Origin of the sequence: Arthrobacter sp. CDRTa11 (genome assembly GCF_026427775.1) — a bacterium.
GTDB lineage: Bacteria > Actinomycetota > Actinomycetes > Actinomycetales > Micrococcaceae > Arthrobacter.
Map to the genome: position 1 here is coordinate 2,221,702 of NZ_CP044532.1, position 18,728 is coordinate 2,240,429.

General features: G+C 61.4%; 16 protein-coding genes and 2 pseudogenes. 11 read left to right on the plus strand and 7 right to left on the minus strand.

Translation table 11 applies throughout. From position 1 onward, the window contains the following. Nucleotides 1-32: 32 nt before the first annotated feature. The 3 genes from F8G81_RS10040 to F8G81_RS10050 form a co-directional block, all read right to left on the minus strand. The gene (locus tag F8G81_RS10040) at nucleotides 33-1,571 is read right to left on the minus strand and encodes an aldehyde dehydrogenase family protein (RefSeq protein WP_267278824.1); all 1,539 of its coding nucleotides are present in this window, start codon (nucleotides 1,569-1,571) and stop codon (nucleotides 33-35) included. An 18-nt stretch (nucleotides 1,572-1,589) separates the two neighbouring features. After that, nucleotides 1,590-3,017: a VOC family protein gene (locus tag F8G81_RS10045; protein ID WP_267278825.1), complete on the minus strand. Its 1,428-nt coding sequence runs from the start codon at nucleotides 3,015-3,017 to the stop codon at nucleotides 1,590-1,592. 63 nt (nucleotides 3,018-3,080) lie between these two features. Beyond that, a complete protein-coding gene (locus tag F8G81_RS10050; protein WP_267278826.1) occupies nucleotides 3,081-4,271 on the minus strand; it encodes an NAD(P)/FAD-dependent oxidoreductase in 1,191 nt (396 codons plus the stop codon). 114 nt (nucleotides 4,272-4,385) lie between these two features. Here F8G81_RS10050 and F8G81_RS10055 point away from each other — a divergent pair, with 114 nt between their 5' ends. Next, the gene (locus F8G81_RS10055; protein WP_267278827.1) at nucleotides 4,386-5,300 is read left to right on the plus strand and encodes a LysR family transcriptional regulator; all 915 of its coding nucleotides are present in this window, start codon (nucleotides 4,386-4,388) and stop codon (nucleotides 5,298-5,300) included. Between the two features lie 524 nt (nucleotides 5,301-5,824). On the opposite strand, the pseudogene F8G81_RS10060 reads toward F8G81_RS10055, so the two are convergent. The 3 genes and pseudogenes from F8G81_RS10060 to F8G81_RS10075 all read right to left on the minus strand — a co-directional run. Continuing rightward, nucleotides 5,825-6,188: pseudogene (locus tag F8G81_RS10060) on the minus strand (recombinase family protein); the annotation flags it as partial. 155 nt (nucleotides 6,189-6,343) lie between these two features. After that, the gene (locus F8G81_RS10065; RefSeq protein ID WP_267278828.1) at nucleotides 6,344-8,503 is read right to left on the minus strand and encodes a glycogen debranching N-terminal domain-containing protein; all 2,160 of its coding nucleotides are present in this window, start codon (nucleotides 8,501-8,503) and stop codon (nucleotides 6,344-6,346) included. Nucleotides 8,504-9,126: 623 nt separating this feature from the next. Further along, nucleotides 9,127-9,384 (minus strand): metal-sensitive transcriptional regulator, encoded by a 258-nt coding sequence (locus F8G81_RS10075; RefSeq protein WP_011777016.1) that lies wholly within the window; start codon nucleotides 9,382-9,384, stop codon nucleotides 9,127-9,129. Between the two features lie 122 nt (nucleotides 9,385-9,506). Between F8G81_RS10075 and F8G81_RS10080 the strand changes: the two genes are divergently transcribed. From F8G81_RS10080 to F8G81_RS10105, 6 genes and pseudogenes are all read left to right on the plus strand, one after another. Beyond that, a complete protein-coding gene (locus tag F8G81_RS10080; protein WP_267278829.1) occupies nucleotides 9,507-10,127 on the plus strand; it encodes a rhodanese-like domain-containing protein in 621 nt (206 codons plus the stop codon). Continuing rightward, on the plus strand, nucleotides 10,124-11,023 hold the full coding sequence (locus tag F8G81_RS10085; protein ID WP_267278830.1) for a sulfite exporter TauE/SafE family protein: 900 nt from the start codon (nucleotides 10,124-10,126) through the stop codon (nucleotides 11,021-11,023). Before F8G81_RS10080 ends, F8G81_RS10085 begins: the two co-directional genes overlap by 4 nt. Nucleotides 11,024-11,050: 27 nt before the next feature. Further along, nucleotides 11,051-11,392 (plus strand): rhodanese-like domain-containing protein, encoded by a 342-nt coding sequence (locus F8G81_RS10090; protein ID WP_267278831.1) that lies wholly within the window; start codon nucleotides 11,051-11,053, stop codon nucleotides 11,390-11,392. Nucleotides 11,393-11,424: 32 nt separating this feature from the next. Continuing rightward, nucleotides 11,425-11,644: pseudogene (locus F8G81_RS10095) on the plus strand (rhodanese-like domain-containing protein); the annotation flags it as partial. A 64-nt stretch (nucleotides 11,645-11,708) separates the two neighbouring features. Beyond that, nucleotides 11,709-12,071, plus strand: a complete 363-nt coding sequence (gene trxA / locus F8G81_RS10100) for a thioredoxin (RefSeq protein ID WP_267278832.1) — start codon at nucleotides 11,709-11,711, stop codon at nucleotides 12,069-12,071. 86 nt (nucleotides 12,072-12,157) lie between these two features. Next, the gene (locus F8G81_RS10105; RefSeq protein ID WP_267278833.1) at nucleotides 12,158-13,558 is read left to right on the plus strand and encodes an MBL fold metallo-hydrolase; all 1,401 of its coding nucleotides are present in this window, start codon (nucleotides 12,158-12,160) and stop codon (nucleotides 13,556-13,558) included. An 85-nt stretch (nucleotides 13,559-13,643) separates the two neighbouring features. Here the strand turns inward: F8G81_RS10105 and F8G81_RS10110 are convergent, their stop codons facing one another. Continuing rightward, nucleotides 13,644-14,231 (minus strand): CGNR zinc finger domain-containing protein, encoded by a 588-nt coding sequence (locus tag F8G81_RS10110; RefSeq protein ID WP_267278834.1) that lies wholly within the window; start codon nucleotides 14,229-14,231, stop codon nucleotides 13,644-13,646. Nucleotides 14,232-14,364: 133 nt separating this feature from the next. Here F8G81_RS10110 and F8G81_RS10115 point away from each other — a divergent pair, with 133 nt between their 5' ends. The 4 genes from F8G81_RS10115 (at nucleotide 14,365) to F8G81_RS10130 (ending at nucleotide 17,901) form a co-directional block, all read left to right on the plus strand. Continuing rightward, complete coding sequence (locus F8G81_RS10115; protein WP_267278835.1) at nucleotides 14,365-15,408, plus strand: LLM class flavin-dependent oxidoreductase; 1,044 nt, start codon at nucleotides 14,365-14,367, stop codon at nucleotides 15,406-15,408. Nucleotides 15,409-15,755: 347 nt separating this feature from the next. Further along, the gene (locus F8G81_RS10120; protein ID WP_267278836.1) at nucleotides 15,756-16,403 is read left to right on the plus strand and encodes a TetR/AcrR family transcriptional regulator; all 648 of its coding nucleotides are present in this window, start codon (nucleotides 15,756-15,758) and stop codon (nucleotides 16,401-16,403) included. A gap of 453 nt (nucleotides 16,404-16,856) precedes the next feature. After that, complete coding sequence (locus F8G81_RS10125; protein ID WP_267278837.1) at nucleotides 16,857-17,360, plus strand: flavin reductase family protein; 504 nt, start codon at nucleotides 16,857-16,859, stop codon at nucleotides 17,358-17,360. Nucleotides 17,361-17,634: 274 nt separating this feature from the next. Continuing rightward, nucleotides 17,635-17,901, plus strand: a complete 267-nt coding sequence (locus F8G81_RS10130; protein WP_267278838.1) for a hypothetical protein — start codon at nucleotides 17,635-17,637, stop codon at nucleotides 17,899-17,901. Nucleotides 17,902-18,728 lie beyond the last annotated feature (827 nt).

Sequence of the window (18,728 nt, forward strand, 5' to 3'; positions counted from 1 at the left end):
CCCGGAGGTGGCCGCCGCATAAGTGGTGGTGCCTAGAGGAACTTGACGCCCTGGGCGAGCGGCAGTTCGCCCGAGAAGTTGATGGTGTTGGTGGCCTGGCGCATGTAGACCTTCCAGGAATCGGAGCCGGACTCACGTCCGCCGCCGGTTTCCTTTTCACCGCCGAAGGCACCGCCGATTTCGGCACCGGAGGTGCCGATGTTCACGTTGGCAATGCCGCAGTCGGATCCGCTCGCGGAGAGGAACCTTTCGGCTTCGGTCTGGTCCTGCGTGAAGATTGCCGAGGAGAGGCCCTGCGGAACGCTGTTGTGGATTTCGATGGCTTCGTCCAGGGTCTCGTAGGTCAGGACGTAAAGGATGGGGGCAAAGGTTTCATCGTGGACGACGGCGGTCTGGGCGGGCATCCGGACGACGGCCGGCTGGACGTAGTAGGCCTCCGGTGCGTCGTCGGCAAGGACGCGGTCGCCTCCGTAGATGACCTCGCCGCCTTCTGCGACGGCCTGGATGAGTGCATCCTGCTGTGCCTGGAAGCTGCCGGCGTTGATCAGCGGCCCAACAAGGTTTGCCTCCTCGGTGGGGCTGCCGATGCTCAGGGTGCCGTAGGCGTCCACAATCCGGCTGACCAGGGTATCGGCGATCGAGGAGTGGACAATGAGCCGCCGTAGGGAGGTGCAGCGCTGGCCCGCGGTACCCGCAGCGGCGAAGACGATGCCGCGCAGGGCAAGATCCAGGTCCGCGGACGGGGCGACGATAGCGCCGTTGTTGCCGCCGAGTTCCAGCAGCGCACGGCCGAACCGCTTGGCGATCAGCGGCGCGATTTCCTGGCCCATGCGCACTGAGCCCGTCGCCGAAACCAAAGCAATGCGTGGGTCCTCGACCAGCTTCTGTCCACCGACGCGGTCAGTGAGGAGCAGCTGATGAATTCCCTCGGGTGCCCCCACGTCCTTGACCGCACGGGCGAGGAGGGTGTCGACGGCGAGGGCGGACAGGCGGGTGGCGTCGGCGGGCTTCCACACGACGGTATCGCCGGCAACCAGGGCCAGTGCAGTGTTCCAGGCGTAGACGGCCACCGGGAAGTTGAAAGCCGAGATGATGCCGACGACGCCCAGCGGGTGCCAGGTTTCGGCAAGCCTGTGCCCGGGGCGCTCGGACGGCATGGTTTTGCCGTACAGCTGGCGGGACTGGCCGACGGCGAGGTCCGTGATGTCGATCATTTCCTGGACTTCGCCCAGCGCTTCGGAGCGGATTTTTCCGACCTCGGCGGTGATGAGGGTGGCGACGTCTTCTTTGTGTTCGGTCAGCAGCTGGCCCCAGCGCTTGACCAGGGCGCCGCGGACCGGTGCGGGGACGTTGCGCCAGGTCTTGAAGGCCTCAGTTGCCTGGGCGATCGCCGCTTCGATTTCTTCGTCGTTGTGGACCTTGGTGTGGAGGACGACTTCACCTGTGACGGGTGTGCGGCTTTCGCGGGTTCCGTCCAGCGATGCAGGATCGACGCCGATGGAGCGGAGGCTTTTGCGTACCTCTTCAGTGATTTGGGATGTTGCGGGAATGGTGGATGTGATTGCGGTCATGATGGCCTTCTTTCGGGGTTAGGCTTTGGATGCTGACGGGGGGAGGTCGGTGATGGTGATGCCGAGCTGGCGCCCGGCTGCCTCGATTGAGGCGGTCTGTTCTGCTGAGTAGAGCTCGTTAGGGTCGAAAATCCTGGTTCCGAGCACTTCCGAGAGCCGGTCGATGTCGTAAGGAGTGCCGAGCTGCCCGTCGTCGCGTGAGCCGTCGTCGGTGAGGTTTGATTGGAAGATTCCGGCGGCGGACCGGGGCAGGAAGTCTTCGTAGACGATTGGTTCCGGGACAAGGACGCCGCCCTCGACCAGTTCACGCAGCGAGGCAGTCTGCTTGTGGGGGGCATGCCCGGCGTCCGCCACACGATAGGTGAAATAGGCCAGTCCCTGGAGGGCAAGTTCCTGCTCGCTGGCCGGAAGGTTCTTCCGCCAGACCTGCGCTGCTACCTCCACGCGGGTGGTTCCGGCCGGGCCTGCGGCCAGCAGGCTATCGACGTCGGCCACCATCCTGTCGTAGAGGTCCCTGCCAAGCTCGGTCAGGGCGATCCCGCGCTGTTCCACTTCCCCAAACCGGACGCGAAGAGAGCCCGGGCGGACTTCGCCGTCCTGATGGCGGAAGCTCCGTTCCTCGGCGAGGGCTCGGAAGGATGTCTGGCGGAGCAGGACGTCGGGGCCTTCCCAGTTCGGCGGGCCCTGGATTTCGTCGATCATCGCGATTCCGCGGGCTTCCATCCGGGCGTAAAGGTCATCAATGTCCAGCACGCGCGGCGTCAGGTGGTTGATGTGGGTGGAGGGGACGCCACCAATATCCGCGGCCACGGCCGAGATCCGTTCGAGCTTGAAGTACCAGTCGTGGTCAACCGGCTCCTGGGACAGTTCAAAGGCGGCAGTAGCCAGGTCCAGCAGGCGGGCGGCGTCTTCCGGTGCCAGGTCCTTCTGCGCGCTGGCCTTGTCCGCCAGCTCAAGGAGTTCCTCGCTGAACAGCGTTCGCGCGTCGATAAAGGCTTCGAGCTGCTTTTCTGTTTCCGCATCAAAAAAGCGGCGGTCGTCGTGGGCCAGCATGGAGGTGAACACACGGAACGGGTTCTTGGCCAGCTCGTCTGGATCGATCGGACGAAATGCGGTGGACACCACGGGGACTGAACTCTTTGAGGCATCCCGCAGGTCGTAGAAACCCACCGGATACATGCCGAAGCCGGAAAAAACCCGCGCAACCTGGGCGAGTTCCCGCGCTGAACCCACGCGGATGGCCCCGTGGCGTTCGGCGGTGACACGCTGGATGCTGCCCAGCCGCTCGGCGTCGTTCCCGTTGCGGCGAATGAAGTCCTCGTTGACCTCCCGGGAGACGTCAACGAGGGTGTTGTAGGCGGGAACTTCGTTCCCGTAAAGCGTCGCCAGTCGCAGGGCGAATTCAGCCCGCAGTTCCCACAGCTGAAGCTTCTTTGTTGTTGGCATGGGCTTGGTCCTTTCTGTTGGTGTCTTTTTCGGGGTGATTCGTGGGCTGGTGCACCGGGCGGTTCAGATGATGTGGACTTCCCTCACCTGGGAGAGCTCGCCGACGAACCTCGCGGCGCTGAACTGTTCCGGATCCATGAAGGATTCCCTGCCCAGGTACATGTCCCGGACCAGCTCGCCGACAGCGGGTCCCTGGAGGAAGCCGTGGCCGGAAAAGCCCGTGGCATACATAAAGCCGTCAACCGTGTCTGAAGAACCGATCATTGCGTTGTGATCAGGCGTGTTTTCGTACAGTCCGGCCCAGCCGACTTCCAGCTCTTGGTTGGCCAGGGACGGCGCGACGATTTCCGCAGCGCGGTTGAAAGCTGGCAGCCACTGGTAATCAAATTCGCGGCAGAAGCCCGGTTCCTGGTCCTGATTGGAAATGCCCAAAAGCATCCCGTTCAGGTAGTTGTGGAAGTACAGGGTGGTGGACAGGTCGAGGGTGAAGGGAACAGTGGGCAAGGGCTTGGATATCTGGCGGGTCATGCCGATCTGGCGGCGGACAGGTTCTATTGGCAGATGAACACCGGCCATCGCCCCGAGCCTTGTCGACCAGGCACCCGCCGTGCAGATAACAGTGGAGGTACGGATCGATCCACGGTTGGTATGAACCGCCCGGACGGTGCCACCGGCAGCGTCGATGTCCAGGACTTCTATTTCCTGGCAAATGGTCACGCCGAGTTCCTGCGCTGCCTCGGCGTAGGCCTGGACTACCTTGGATGGCTGGGCGAAACCGTCCCTTGGAGAGTAGGACGCCGCCAGGAGTGCTGCCGGATCAAGGAAAGGGTTGATCCGGTACGCCTCCTCCGGTGACACCATCCTGCTGGAACCGCCCAGCCGGTTCTGAATATGAGTGCTCTCCTCAACCTGGCCGAGCTCCGCTTCGTTCCGGCACAGGAAGAGATAGCCCACCTGCCGGAGGCCGATGTCAGTCCGGAACTTCGCATTGAACCGCTCGTAGGCCTCCAGGCTGCGCTGCCCAAGCCTGATGTTGCCCGGATCAGAGAACGTGGCACGGACGCCGCCCAACGGCTTGGCAGAAGATCCCGATCCCAGGACGTTCCGCTCGATCAGGACAACGTCCTTTACACCCGCCTCGGCCAAATGGTAGGCAATGCTGGTGCCCATGATGCCCCCACCGATGATGACCACCTCACCAGCGGCAGGCAAGGCCCCGGCTGGCGTCGTCGCCAGCTTTACTACGTTATCCACGTGTTTGGTTTGCAATGTGATCCCTCCAACAGTCCTGTATCTGGATCAAGCTTCACGCCACCCATAGGTTTAGGTCAATCGATGAATTTTCAAAGCTTTGTATAGAATTGCTATATGAAATGGACCTTCGAGCAGCTGAAGACTTTCAAGGTGGTTGCAGACCGGGGCACCATGACTGCAGCCGCCGAAGCTTTAGGGTTTACCCCTGGTGCAGTGTCACAACAAATGGCGGCGCTGCAGGCCGCCGTTCCGCGGCCCATCTTTGCCCGTGACGGGCGTCGGGTCGTTCTTACTGATGCGGGCGTGACCTTGCTGCATCACGCGACAACCCTTCTGGAGGCCGAACGGAAGGCTGAAGCTGCCCTCAGCGGTCCGCAGTCGGAACAGCGGTCAGTGGTTACAGTAGGTGTCTTCGGATCTGCCGCCGTGTCAGCCATGCAGCCCGCTATCGAGCGGCTGCGTGCAACCGCCCCCCATGTGGCCATTCAGGCGGTGGAAGTGGACGTCGAATACATGCCGCAGGCGATCATGTCTGACCAGATAGAGATTGCCCTTGGACTCAACTACGATGATGCACCACAGCCCCCGTTGCGGGGAGTGGTTACGGAAGTGCTTTATCGAGAGCCATTCCTGATGGTGCTTCCGCCAGCCGCTGTTCCACTCACCGCCGATAAGCGAGCCCTAGTGGAATACGCCAACGCAACCGAATGGGTTTTGCCCCCAATTGAAACGTACTACGGCAGGGCCTGCCGCTTTGCATGCGCACGGGCAGGCATCGAGCCACGAGTCCAGCACACGGTCACGGACACAGCCGTCTCCATTGCACTCGCCGAATCGGGAGTAGGAATCACCCTGGCAACTACCCTCATGATGGGACTGCGACCTACCAAGAGCCCCATTGCCACACTGCCAGGCAATTCACATCGCAGTATCGTGGCCATAGCTCGCTCTGCAGCGCTCGAAAAGGACAGCGTCCGAGCCGTCCGCGACGCACTCACACAGTCGTTCTCACCGCTGGCCTCTGAATAGCCCAAGATATTCGGCTATACCGCGAGTGATGCCCATCCTTGGCCCCACCGAGGATCGGTCCAGCAATTACCTAAGTTCCTTCGACATGCGCTGGCGGCAAGGACGGGCTTCGGGATTCCGCTGTCGGCGGCGCTGGGCCAGTTTGGAGGCCACTTTCGGTTTGACGTACAGTGCGCTGACCAATGCCCATCTCGCCCTACGTCCGGAAAGCCGGCAGCACTGGAGAGAACGCGCAAGGGTGCTCAGAGTCGGTCAAAGGGCCCGGATCACCCGGCGTTCGGGAGGCTTTCCCCCAGGTCGTCTGCGTCGCTGAAACTGATCCGGCAGGTTCGGACATCTGAATCGAAATACGGGCACTCCTTCGCATTTAGAACGCCAGAATCCCCACAGAACAAGAATTCTTGTAGCTACTTCTACTCCCGCGCTTTACGCGGTAATGGACCTTCCGTCAGGCTGCGTGCGACCTTTCGTCAGGCTGCGGCCAGAATGGCTGTGCCACAACGACGGCGCCGGCAAAGAGCGGATCACTCAAGCTTGGCGTGACGTAGGTACTGGTAGGTGGTCTCCCTGCTGATCACGTAGTCGCGGGCGAGGACGGCTTTCGGAACACCGCTGTCGGCGCGCTGGGCCAGCTCGGCCGCCTGTTCCGGTGTGAAGGTCTTTTTCCGTCCTTTATAGGCGCCGCGCTGCTTGGCCAGCGTGGCCTTCCCTTCGGCGTTCCCTGATAAGGGAGCAATCGAATTCGGCGAAGGCACCCGTCACGGAGACCGTGAGGTTGGCTATGGGGGAGTCCTCGCCAGTGAAGACCAAGCCTTCTTTGATGAACTCCACCCGCACTCCGTTGACTGTCAGGCCCTGTACGGGCGCACGCAGGTCGTCGAGGTTGCGGGTACCCATTTTGCGCCCCCAACCTCGTCCTGACAGGTTGAGTTCTAGGTCCGTCCCTGAAGAAAGGCAAGACGTACAGGACCTCATCCGTCAAGGCTTGGGTGTAAATCAGTCTGATCAGACACCAGCATCAAAACGACGGCGGACGTGTGTTACTAAGCAGATGTGCTTCGCTTAGCTTGCTCTACCAGTTCAGTTAACCAGGGGCGGTGGCCGCGATGAAATGTCATCCCGCTGGGCAGCCCCTGGATGGACGGCAGCCCGTTGACAATGTCAATGGTGAGGCGACTGTCACTCATGGGGGCATTGCTGATGTGAAGGTCGCCATAGGATTCCGGGAGCACGGGATCCATCCATAGACCGCCGCGTGAAACGTGCGTGTCGTACTGCATCAAGCTTGTGATAAGCAGGATCGGAGCAGTCGCGGCCCAAGCCTGCGGCGAGCAGGCGGTGGGATAGGGAATCGGTTCCTTGAATCTGTCGCGTTCGAAACCGCAGAAGAGTTCCGGGAGGCGACCATCGCAATAATCGGCCGCCTCGAGCAGTGCCGTTGCAACTCGTTGGGCTTCGGAAATGAAGCCGTAGCGAACCAGCCCTGCCACGATGATGGCATTATCGTGTGGCCAAACCGAGCCATTGTGGTAGCTTGCGGGGTTGTATGCACCCATATCGCTCGCGAGTGTCCGAATACCCCATCCGCTGAACATCTCCGCAGACATCAGCCGTTCTACCACCGTTGGTGCCTTGTCTTCATCCACAAGGCCAAGCCACAGGCAGTGGCCCATGTTGGACGCGCAGGCGTCTACCTGCCGCTTATTGCCATCAAGGGCGATGGCATAATAGCCCCGTTCGGGTATCCAGAATTTTTCGTTGAAGCGCTTTTTCAAGTCATCTGCGCGGGCAGAAAGGTCATCTCCCAGGTTTGTTTCCCCGGCGTCGTATGCCATCCAGGCGCGCGCAAGGTAGGCGGTGTAGACGTAGGCCTGAACTTCACAGAGTGCAATTGGAGGTTCGGCTAGGGTACCGTCTGCAAAATTGATTCCATCCCAAGAGTCTTTCCAGCCTTGATTGATAAGTCCTTGATCGTTCAGCCGCTCATATTCGACGAACCCATCTCCATCCCTATCTCCATGCCGACGCACCCATTCCAGTGCGCGGTCGGCGTGTGGAAGGAGGTTGGTGATGGTATCTGCAGCGAATCCCCAGCGGCTCACTGCTCCTAGGAGCATGACGAACAGGGGCGTGGCATCTATGCTGCCGTAATAGGTGGACTTGCCGCCGAGGGAAAGACCACTGGAGATGTCCAGCCTGACTTCGTGGAGGATCTTGCCCGGTTCTTCTTCGCTGACCGCGTCGACTTGGCTGCCCTGCCGATCAGCCAACGTCTGTAGTGTCCCCAAAGCTAAGGAAGGGTCTACGGGGAGGGCCATAAGCGAGGCCCAGAGCGAATCTCTGCCGAACAGAGTCATGAACCACGGTGCGCCAGCGGCTACGACGACCCGGTTTTGATGGTGCGGATCCTCTATGCGGAGGGCGCCGAGGTCGTCGTAGCTGCGCCGAAGTATTCGTTCTATGGAGCGGTTGCCGATTTGCAGCACCGGAATCTTAGCGACCCATTCCTGCCGACGGCGGTCGCTCGGTGACACCTCTCGGGTGTCTGCCAGATTCCTCGAGGAGCTGGACGACGTGGCCTCATCCAGGAGCGGAGCGATCCTGACTGTTGTGTTCCAGCAGGTATGCGGTGCGATTTCGACCCGGAATGACAAGCCTTCTGATTCGATCTTTGCGCCCGGAGCCTTGAAGATCACAGCCTTCCGCGCGTCGCGCCATGCCCCGCGGATGACGAGCGACTCATTATCAGGCTGGCGGATCTCATCCCATCTTCGAGGAGTGCGTGCCTCCTTCACCTCGAAGAGGTCTGCAAAATCGCAGGCAATGCTCAACGAAACCTCGCATACCGCCGGCTTGAGGGAGTAATTCCACACCGTGATGCGCTCTGTTACCCCGGCGTCTACTTCCCGCAGTCGTTCAACGATTAGTGGGCTGTCAGCATACTCATCGACTCGAATGACCCGCCCGACGAAGAGTGCCCTATAGGGCTCCTGTGTCTCGGACGCTAACGGCTCCAGTGATTGGCCGTCAATCGTGAGATGCCACCCCGAAACCATCCGTGTGTCCTGAAGGAAGACTCCATGTGCGGATCCTTCACGGATGTCGCCATTCGGCAAGGAGATACAGAAGGACGTTCCTTCCACCAAGGTTACAGTTCCGGCACCCAATGGCCCGGCGGCGGTGTCATTGTTCCATCCAGCCATCCTTGTCTCCTCCAAACGAGTGCCAATGAACGCCGAGGTCGGACTGGAGCCTATACAAGTCCTGCTCGTATTTCCCTATTTCAAATTACGCCCGTCAAGGGAACTCACGCTAGCGTTAGATGGCATCTTGAACATCAGGGCATGCTGCTGCACAGAGCAAAGTTGGCCTGTGTATGGATCACCAGTCCTGAACCGAGCAGCGTAAACCCCTCCATTACAAGCCTCCAGTTCAGGGCGTCCCTTTTCGCGTACAAGCAGCAAATTCCTCGCCGGAACTCTACGGCCGGTTGATCCCGACAGGTGCCTCCTCTCGGCGATTCTGCCCAGCACAATTTGAGCCAGCTCGGCCCCACCGCTCAGGCGAGTGTCCTTTTTCGGCCTTTGTAGACGCCGCATTGCGTGGCCAAGGGGATTCCCTTTCGCTGTTGTTCCAGGATGAGTGAGCGTTCGAAGTCAATGAAGGCATCCATAAGGGACGGACGGCAGAGCAACGGGCTGATCAGCGCGGCACCGACGAAGGGCCCCAAAATTCAAGACCGGTTCGAAGCTCTCTTTGACTGACTCCACCCGCATACCTTTGCGTGTCTACGTTCTAATTTGAGCTAGTTCGAACCTCGGACTGGTCAAGCGAGGGAAAGGAAGAGCTTTTCCAGGTCTTTCTTGTCCATGGTTGCGTCCTTTTGGACAATGCACTGCTCCAGGCCTGTGGCTATGATGGCGAATCCGGCCCGGTCGAGCGCCTTGGACACGGCCGCGAGCTGCGTGACGACGTCCTTGCAGTCTCGACCTTCTTCAAGCATGCGGGTGACAGCGGCCAACTGGCCCTGGGCGCGCTTGAGCCGGTTGATCACGGGCGTCAGTTCTGAGGGATTGAGTTCCAAGGGTTTCTCCGAATCTTGATGGCTTCTCCAATCCTATACCCCCAGGGGTGTTTGACATACCCCCACGGGTATCTGTAATACTCGGTGGGGTATTCACTCATTCCCCTGACGAGAGGCCAGCAATGACTTCCCCTTCCACGGCACCGGCCGTCACCGCCCTTGCTCCCGAAACCCTCCGGACCTGGATTGACCAGCGCCAGGACCTCGTGGTCATCGACGTGAGATCCGCCGCCGAATTCGAGTCCATGCACATTCGCGGCTCCTACAACGTCCCCCTGCCGCTGCTGTCCGCCCACACCGACGAGCTCGCCGCCCGCCTGGGCTCCCGCGTGGTCCTGGTCTGCCAGTCCGGAGCCCGCGCCGAGCAGGCCCGCCAGCACCTGGCCAAGTCTGGCATTGATGGCGCCTACGTCCTGGCCGGCGGCCCACCCGGCTTCGCTGCCGCCGGCGGAGACGTAGTGAAGGGTGCGGGCCGCTGGGCACTGGAGCGCCAGGTCCGCCTCGCCGCTGGTTCCCTGGTGGTCCTGGGCCTGGCCGGCGGCAAGTTCGTCTCCCCGAAGATACGCATGCTCGCCGGGGCCATAGGCGCCGGCCTCACCTTCTCCGCAGCCACCAATACGTGCGCCATGGGCCAGGCCCTCTCGGCAATGCCGTGGAACAAGGCAGCCAAGGAACCCACTCGCGAAAGCGCCATCCTGACCCTGCCTGTCGCTGACACCAGGGAGGAGGCCAAAGCCTCATGACCGCCACCCTGGTCCTGGTCCTTTCCCTCTCGGTGGTCATCGGGCTCTCGCTCGGCGTCCTGGGCGGAGGCGGGTCCATCCTGACTGTCCCGATTCTGGTCTACGTCGCCGGGTTCGACGCGAAGGAAGCCATCGCAGCATCGCTTTTCGTCGTGGGCGTGACTTCGGCGGTGAGCGTGCTCAGCCACGCTCGCGGCGGCAGGGTGAGGTGGCGGACCGGCCTGATCTTCGGCGCGGCGGGCATGGCCGGCGCATTCGTCGGCGGGCTGCTCGGCGGACAGATCCCCGGCGAGGTCCTGCTCATCGCCTTTGCCATTATGATGGTGGGGACCTCCGTGGCCATGCTTCGCGGACGGAAAATAAAGAACGACGACGGAGGCGCGCCAGCCCAGCACGAGCTACCCCTTGCCAGGGTGCTGCTGGACGGGGCAGTCGTCGGGCTCATCACGGGCCTGGTCGGCGCAGGCGGAGGATTCCTCGTGGTCCCGGCCCTGGCACTCCTGGGCGGCCTGCCGATGTCCGTCGCCGTGGGCACCTCCCTGGTGGTCATCGCGATGAAGTCCTTCGCGGGGCTCGCCGGATACCTCTCCACCGTCCAGCTGGACTGGGGCATCACCCTCGGCGTGACCGCCGCCGCCATTGTGGGCACCCTTGCCGGTGCCAAGCTGGCAGGTCGCATCCCGGAAGCCGCATTGCGCAAAGCCTTCGGCTGGTTCGTCATGGCCATGGGAACCTTCGTCCTCATCCAGCAGGCCCCGGCCGACCTGCGCTGGTTCATAGCCGCCGGAATCGCAGCTCTCACCGCAGCCACCGCCGGAATCTGCTGGTTCTTCATCAGTTCCTGCCCCCTGCGCAACCGCAGCGGCCGCCGCAGCAGCGTCCCCTCACCTGCCTGACCCGCAACACTCATCAAGGAGAACACCATGAGCCTCATCGGCTCCCTGAAGAAGGCCTTTAGCAAGCCCTACAAAACAGTCTCAGTCGCTGAGGCAAAGGACCTCCTGTCCTCGGGCGCCTCGCTGATCGACGTCCGCTCCGCGCAGGAATGGCGCTCCGGCCGGGCACCCCAGGCAAAACACATCCCGCTGGACCGGCTGCAGACCAACACCGCTGGAATCAACAAAAACCGCCCCGTGATCGCGATGTGCCAGTCCGGTGTCCGCTCCGCTTCAGCGGCCCGGCTCCTCGCTACCCAGGGTTACGAGGCCTACACCCTGCGCGGCGGCATGAGCGCCTGGCGCCAGGCCGGCGAACCCGTCCGCTAACAACACCCCACACTATTTCGAGAGAGAAACCCGTGGCTGAAATCACCGTCACTGAAGCGAAGAGCGGCGCTCCACCGCCCGCATCCTCGATGTCCGCGAAGAATTCGAGATCGAAGAGGGCATGAGCCGCGGTGCCCTGCAATCCGCAGCGGCAACCGTAGTGCCGCCGTGGCCGACACCCTCAACGGCGCAGGCTATTCGGCGGACACAATGACCGGCGGCACGATCGCTTGGACCCGCGCCGGCCTCCCCCCCCACCTGAACCCGGCAGCCCCGCCACCAACCAAGACAAAAGCCCGAAAGGACCCAAAAGACAATGGAAACCATCGACATTACCCAACAGAGCTTCGGCCAGACCCTGGAGAACAACGAGATCGTCTTCGTGGATTTCTGGGCGGCCTGGTGCGGTCCCTGCCGTATGTTCGCCCCCACCTACGGAGCCGCCGCTGAGAGGCACCCGGATATCACCTTCGCCAAGGTCGACACCGAAGCAGAACAGGCCCTCGCCGCAGCCGCAAGCATCACCTCCATCCCGACCCTGATGGCCTTCAAGGACAAAACACTGGTGTTCTCCCAGCCCGGAGCCCTTAATGCCACCGGACTCGAGGAAGTCATCCAGGCCGTGAAAAACCTGGACATGGACAAGCTCCGCGCCGACGCCGCACAGCAACAGCCCTAACACCCACAGCAAAAATCCGCCCCAGCACTGCGGAGTGAAGAAAGACCAACTACCCTCCACGCCTCATCCAAAGGAGCTCACCCAAGATGCTTATCGAGCGCATTTACGACGAAGACCTCGCCCAGGCCAGCTACCTGATCGGCTGCCAGGCCAACGGCACCGCCGTTGTTGTTGACAGCCGCCGCGACATCGCGGTCTACCAGGAACTGGCTGAGAAGAACGGCATGAAAATCGTGGCCGTCACCGAAACCCACATCCACGCCGACTACCTCTCCGGCACCCGCGAACTCGCAGCAACCACCGGCGCGAAGATCTACGTCTCCGGCGAGGGCGGACCGGACTGGCAGTACGAATTCGACGCCGAACGCCTCTATGACGGCGATAAGATCACCATCGGCAACATCAGCATCCAGGCCCTGCACACCCCGGGCCACACCCCCGAGCACCTGTCCTTCCTGGTCACCGACGGCGCCTTCAGCGACCGGCCCGGCTACCTGCTCTCGGGTGACTTCGTTTTCTCCGGCGACCTGGGCCGGCCGGACCTGCTGGACGAGGCAGCGGGCGGCACCGACACCCGCTTCGACGGCGCCAGGCAGCTCTTCGCCAGCCTCCGGGACAAGTTTCTCATCCTTCCCGACTACGTCCAGGTCCACCCCGCCCACGGCGCAGGCAGCGCCTGCGGCAAGGCCCTCGGCGCCATCCCGTCCTCCACGGTTGGCTACGAGCGGCTCTACTCCTGGTGGGGCCCCTACCTCGCCGCCAACGACGAGCAGGGCTTCATCGACGAACTCCTCGACGGCCAGCCCGACGCCCACGCCTACTTCGGCCGAATGAAACGCGAAAACCGTGAAGGCCCTGCAGTCATGGGCAAGCGCACACCACTGCCCGAACTCGCAGCCGGCATAGTTGCTGCAGGCCTGGCGGCGGACACCCTGACCTTCATCGACACCCGCCCCAACAGCGAGGTCCACGGAGGCAGCGTAACCCGATCCCTGAATGTACCGGCCGGCAAGTCAGTGGCCAGCTACGGGGCCTGGGTAGTTAACCCGGAAACGGACAAGAACCCGCTGGTGCTGCTGGCCCAGGACCAGGAAGCCGCGCAGGACATATGGGACCACTTGGTGAGAGTGGGAATTGACAACGTCGCCGGCTACGTCACCAGCATCGAAGGGCTCCCCACCTTCACACCGAAGCTGATCCAGCCCAAGGAACTCGACAAATTCGATCCCGCCGCGGTGCTGGATGTCCGCAACAAAACCGAGCACACCGCCGGGCACATCCCGGGCTCGTACCAGCTCAGTGGCGGCCGCCTGATGTGGCACCTCGACGAACTGCCCGCCGAAGGAGCTATTGTGACCTACTGCCAGTCCGGGGTACGGAACTCGGTTGCGGCCAGCGCCCTGCGCCGGGCGGGGTACGACGTGGTCGAACTCGACGGCAGCTACGCCGGCTGGAGCGCTTGGCGGAACTCCGTTCCCGCAGCCTAACCAACCATGCCCTCAGACCGCCCGGGCACGCCCCCTGCGGCTCGGGCGGCCCTGCCTATCCCGGTTTGACCTACAGCGGCTTTGGTCATCCTGCCGAAGCCTTGTCGTGTTTGCGGGCGTAGGCGCGGTTTGCTCTTTGTCTGGCGCCGCATCGTTCGGAGCACCACTGCCGCCTTGAGTGGGTCCGAATCAAAAATCGATCGCAGGGCGTGGAAGCGCACTGGGCGATGCGATGCGCATCCGGGCCCGTCAACAAGGAAGCGGCGTCCTCGGTGATATTCGCCAGGGCGTGATCTACCAGTTGTGTTAGCGGATGGATCGGAATTCGGGAAAGCCCTTCGGCGGGGTCGTAACGCAGCGGCGCTGCGTTAGGCACCGCGGTCAGCGCATGATTGATGCCGTCCAGGGATAAGGAGTCCGGAGCGACGCCCTTGGTCTGCGAATCCAGGACGTCCCGGAGGTGCCCCCGCAGGTCGGTGAGTTGTAGCTGGCAGTATTCCAGCAGCCCGGTGCCTTCGGGCACGAGTTCCTGCGTTACCAGCCATGCGGTGGCTTTTTCCGGGCTGTCGAGTTCATCGACCCGTTGCCCGCCGGGAAGAGTGACGATGGTGTTGACCAGCGCCAGGCAGGGGTGTTCGCCAGTTCCTGGGGCGGGAGGTAGTGGGATCTTCATGCTTCTCACGCTACCAGCTGGAGTTTGACGTGAGAATCCCGTAGTGTGGTTATCACGCTAAAAGCAACTTTTTTCCGTTATGTGAGGTACTTTTGTGACTAGTTCGCGCTCTTGCGGCACCGCCCCGTTCGTCTTGTCTGTACTGGACAATGCCTTTACCGGTGTCGGCAACTCTGTGCAGGAAACCTATGATGAGATCATCAAGCTGGCGCAGCTGGCCGACCGGCGCGGCTTCCAGCGTTTCTGGATGTCGGAGCACCATGCAATGCCCGGAGCTTCCATACCTTCCCCGCAGCTGATGGTGGCGCGGCTGACCGGCGAGACCGAGCGCATCAGGCTCGGGGCGGGCGGAATCATGCTGCCCAACCACGTGCCCCTGGTCGTCGCCGAGCAAATCGGCATGCTCGACGCGCTGGCCCCTGGACGGATCGATCTAGGGTTGGGACGGGCTCCCGGCACCGACGGGGCAACCGCTTCAGCCCTGCGTCGTCACCACACCGCGAACGATGAATTTCCCGAGCAAGTCGCAGAACTGCTGGGCTTTCTGGGCAACGATTTTCCACAAGATCACCCCTACCGCGACGTTCATGCGGTGCCCGGACCCTGGCAGTCAGAGCAGAACCGCATACCGCAACCCGAAACCAGCGCTGATGTCTGGATACTGGGGTCATCGATCTACTCCGCGCAGGTCGCCGCCCGGCTCGGCCGACCCTATGCCTTCGCCCTGCAGTTCGGCAGCGCCGACGTTCTCAACGCCATGCGGATTTACCGCCAAAGATTCCGCCCATCGCGCTTCCTTGCCGAACCCTACAGTCTGGTCAGCGTCGGGGCGATCGCTGATGAAGATCCCGCAGAGGCCCGTCGTCAATCAGCTTCCACCGCGATGGCAATGCTGAGGATGTTCCAACGCAAGTCCTTCGCACTGCTCCCGCCCGAGGAAGTGGAAGCCTACCAAGCCAACGGCCAGGAACAACAGGTTATTGAGGAATACACCGACCGGGCACTTCATGGAACCCCTGCCCAGGTTGCAGCCGGCTTGGAGGAGCTTCACCATCAAACAGGCGTCAACGAGGTGATGCTGGTTGTCCAAGGCTATTCGCGCCGCGCTCAAGCACACACCCTTGAACTGATTGCAGACCACTACGGCATGCCGACTGGGAACTCTGAACCATCCTGAGGTTTTATGAAATGTCAGGTCGTTAGGGCTTACGCCCGGCATGGCTTTGTTCGCGGGGAAGGTCATTCGCTTTTCACCTGCTGTCGTGTAGCCCAAGATTGACTGCGGTGGGGGTGCTCGTGGACCCCACCCGTTCGGCGCCATCTTGCCCTTCCGTTCCGGCAGGGCTGCTACAGGCGGCGGCGCAGAACTCGGGCTCAGTCAACCAAAACGGTTCTTTTATCCTGTCGTTCCGGCACGCGGATGAAGGCCGAGCACCGCAAACGAGTTGTTGTTAGGCCCGAAAATCTGCAGTCAGCAACCGTGGCCCTCGCCCGCAATTCGGCATGGACTGGTAAATTGCAATTGTGTCTCTTATATCTGACGGCCCCCTGACTCTACGCGAGCGGAAGAAGCGCCAGACCATGGAAAGCGTTTTGGCTGTCGCTCGTGAAATGCTCTCCGAAAAGGAGTACGACAGCATCACGACCAAGGAACTGGCCGCCAGGGCCGGCATCGGCGAGGCAACGCTCTTCCGGTACGTGGTCAACAAAAAGAACCTCTTCCTCCTCATCTACGAGGAGTTCTTCAACGACGTGCTGCAAGCCTGCCTGGACGAGGACGCCAAAGACACCACCGAACATGGCACGGCCCAGTACTACATCGACAGAATCACAGCAATGTACACATCCCTTGCCGGGCTCTACAAACGGGACCCCGACAGCGGCTACGTGTACGTGCGGGACTCCTTCAGCCCCGAAGACTTCGGCCAACGCGGCCTGGAACAGGGCGACCGCTGGCACGCCCTCGTCGAACGGGTCATCCGCAAAGGCCAGGACGCCGGCGTCCTCCGCCCGTCGCCGCCGCGCCTCATTGCCCAAAACGTCCACGCCATCTATGTCCACGAAGTGCTCGCCACACACGCCCGCCGCCGGGACCCTAAGACAATAGATGCCAGGCTCGCCAGCCGTTTGGAAGCCCTGCTTGAACCCCTGAACATAACTGCAGCGCAGTAGGTAACCGTCTCTTCTGACTCATGTCTCATGACCTCGTGACAGATGATGTCTCAGGAGTGTGTGGACACTGTTCGTTTGGGCTTCGGCGTGGCGTCGGTCTTGCACGGGTAGTGCTTACGCTCGCGGCGGGCGCGGGCGGGCTCAGCCGCTGCGTCTGAGAGATTGCTATTGCCAACTTATGGGGTCTGGGATGGCTGATGATCTGCTCCCCAGGGGTTCCAAGCAGACGGCGGTTGTTTCAGTTAGTGCGGATAGCTCGGCCGATGTATTAGTTGCCCATCACGAGTGCGTCCTGAGACTCCACAAGCCCTCGCCTTGTACAAGGTCATCACACACTTGCAACGGCGAGACTTTTACTTACTGCCCTTGTGTCCCCTCTCACAAAGTGATCTAATGAAAGTGCACTCCGAAAGGATGACACTTTCAAATTAGCTCCAAGACCGAAGGAAAGCTATGACTACGCTCGCTATCACTGAATCATTGGACCTCAAAGAGGTTTTCTCAAAGTTTCCGACGGGGGTAGCTGCAATCAGCGCGATGGTACAAGGGGTTCCTAAGGGGCTTGTTGCCTCCTCGTTCACGGTAGGAGTCTCCATGGACCCACCCCTGGTTTCCTTTTCGGCTCAACATACCTCCACTACGTGGCCTGTTCTCCGTAATGCCGAAAGGATCGGTGTCTCCATCTTGGGATCGGAGCAGCAGCAGACGTGTCTCAGGATGGCATCGCGCAGGCCTGACAAGTTCGATGACATCCTTTATCGCGTCAACGATCAGGGAGCCATCGTTGTCCCTGGCTGTTCCCTGTGGTTGGAGTGCTCCGTCTTTGCAGAACTTCCCGCCGGAGATCATTCGGTGGTACTCCTCAAAGTGGAATCCGCCCAAGCCTATTCTGACAAGAGTCCCATCATCCTCCACGAGTCCCTGTTCAAGTTTCTAGAAGCCCCGCAGGCAGTCTAAGCCCGGCCTCTTCGATAATACTGACGTCGAACGTTGCCATGCTGCACCGGGCAGCCCGCGAATCTCGCCCACTTACGGAGACGCTTCCGATCATCCGGTCGGGCTGCGTTTCACTGAAAGGGGCGGGAACGCCTTCCCTCCAGTTCTTGGATGATTAAGTCCTAGTGGATGCCAACAGCGCCCGGTTTACCGGTGGCACCATGTCCGCGTCCGAGGACTTACCTTGCGGTGACCTGGCGCATCCTCTGCCTGTAACGGGTTTTTGCTTATATTGGTGACTAGTAATTTCCGCCACCTGCGCACCGGAAGCGCTGCCGCCCCGGCCACTGCCGCGGCGGCCCTTGACCTGCTGGGAGAGGTTTTGCCGGGTCTCGAGTATGGCCTGATTGGCCAGCGAGATCTAGTGGAAATGATCAACCGCGACCGCGGTGTGGGCCAGCCACATCCGCAACTCTTTGCGGAACGCCGCCGGGGGATCGATCGAGACGACCTGCACGGCCAGGCGCTATTGAAGGCGCAGGGCGAACATCCAGTCCCCTGACCTTGTGATCGCGGCCGTCGACCACGCCAAGGACCTACCCGGTGTTCCAAAATCCACGATGGTTGTCATCCACGGCTCGAACCGTATCCACGCCCAGGTTGACGTGTCCTAAATTAGCGAACAGACCGGAGCCAGTGTTCATCAATGCCGAGCATCAGCCGGACTGAGCTTGTCCACATCGGGCAGCTGCAGTTGGCAGGCCACGGTTGCGGCCCGGACCATTGACCACGAAGTACCGCAGATTGCAAAAGCTGAGGTAACCGGGGCGTGGGTGGCAGCCAGAAGGATGCTTGGGCGGTGAGCCGTCTACGGCTAGAGATTCGAGCTTCAAGCCCTGCTTGACCTGTACGGTTCCAACGGCGAGAGCCGTTCGAGGCTGACCGCCAGCTGCACACCGGACGTCCTTCATCGCCGGAGCAACACCAGTTTCTCCATGATCAGCAAAGGATCTCACTACTTGGTGAAGGCATGCTCATCATCAGTCCCTTCTGAAATACCCGCACTCATTCCTCTGGGCAGCGCTTGCTGTTGGTCCGGATCTGTCCGGGCCCTACACTTCCATACCGTTATTAGTATGAAAAAATGATTTCGTAGCCACGCCGTTAGCGGCTATCCGTATCCCAGACCGTCCGGCACATCAGCCACCACCCCTCGCCGGACCAAGGTGTCGCCACCACGGATACTAACGCCGTCGCCTATGCGGCACGCCCGCCACGCCTCTGCAATCCGAAGGTGATAGGCAGTGGGTTGTGGTGAATGACCTGATGCGGGGTCGTCCAGGTTGGAACGACCAAGGAAATGACCCATGATGCCGTCCTAGGTATGGA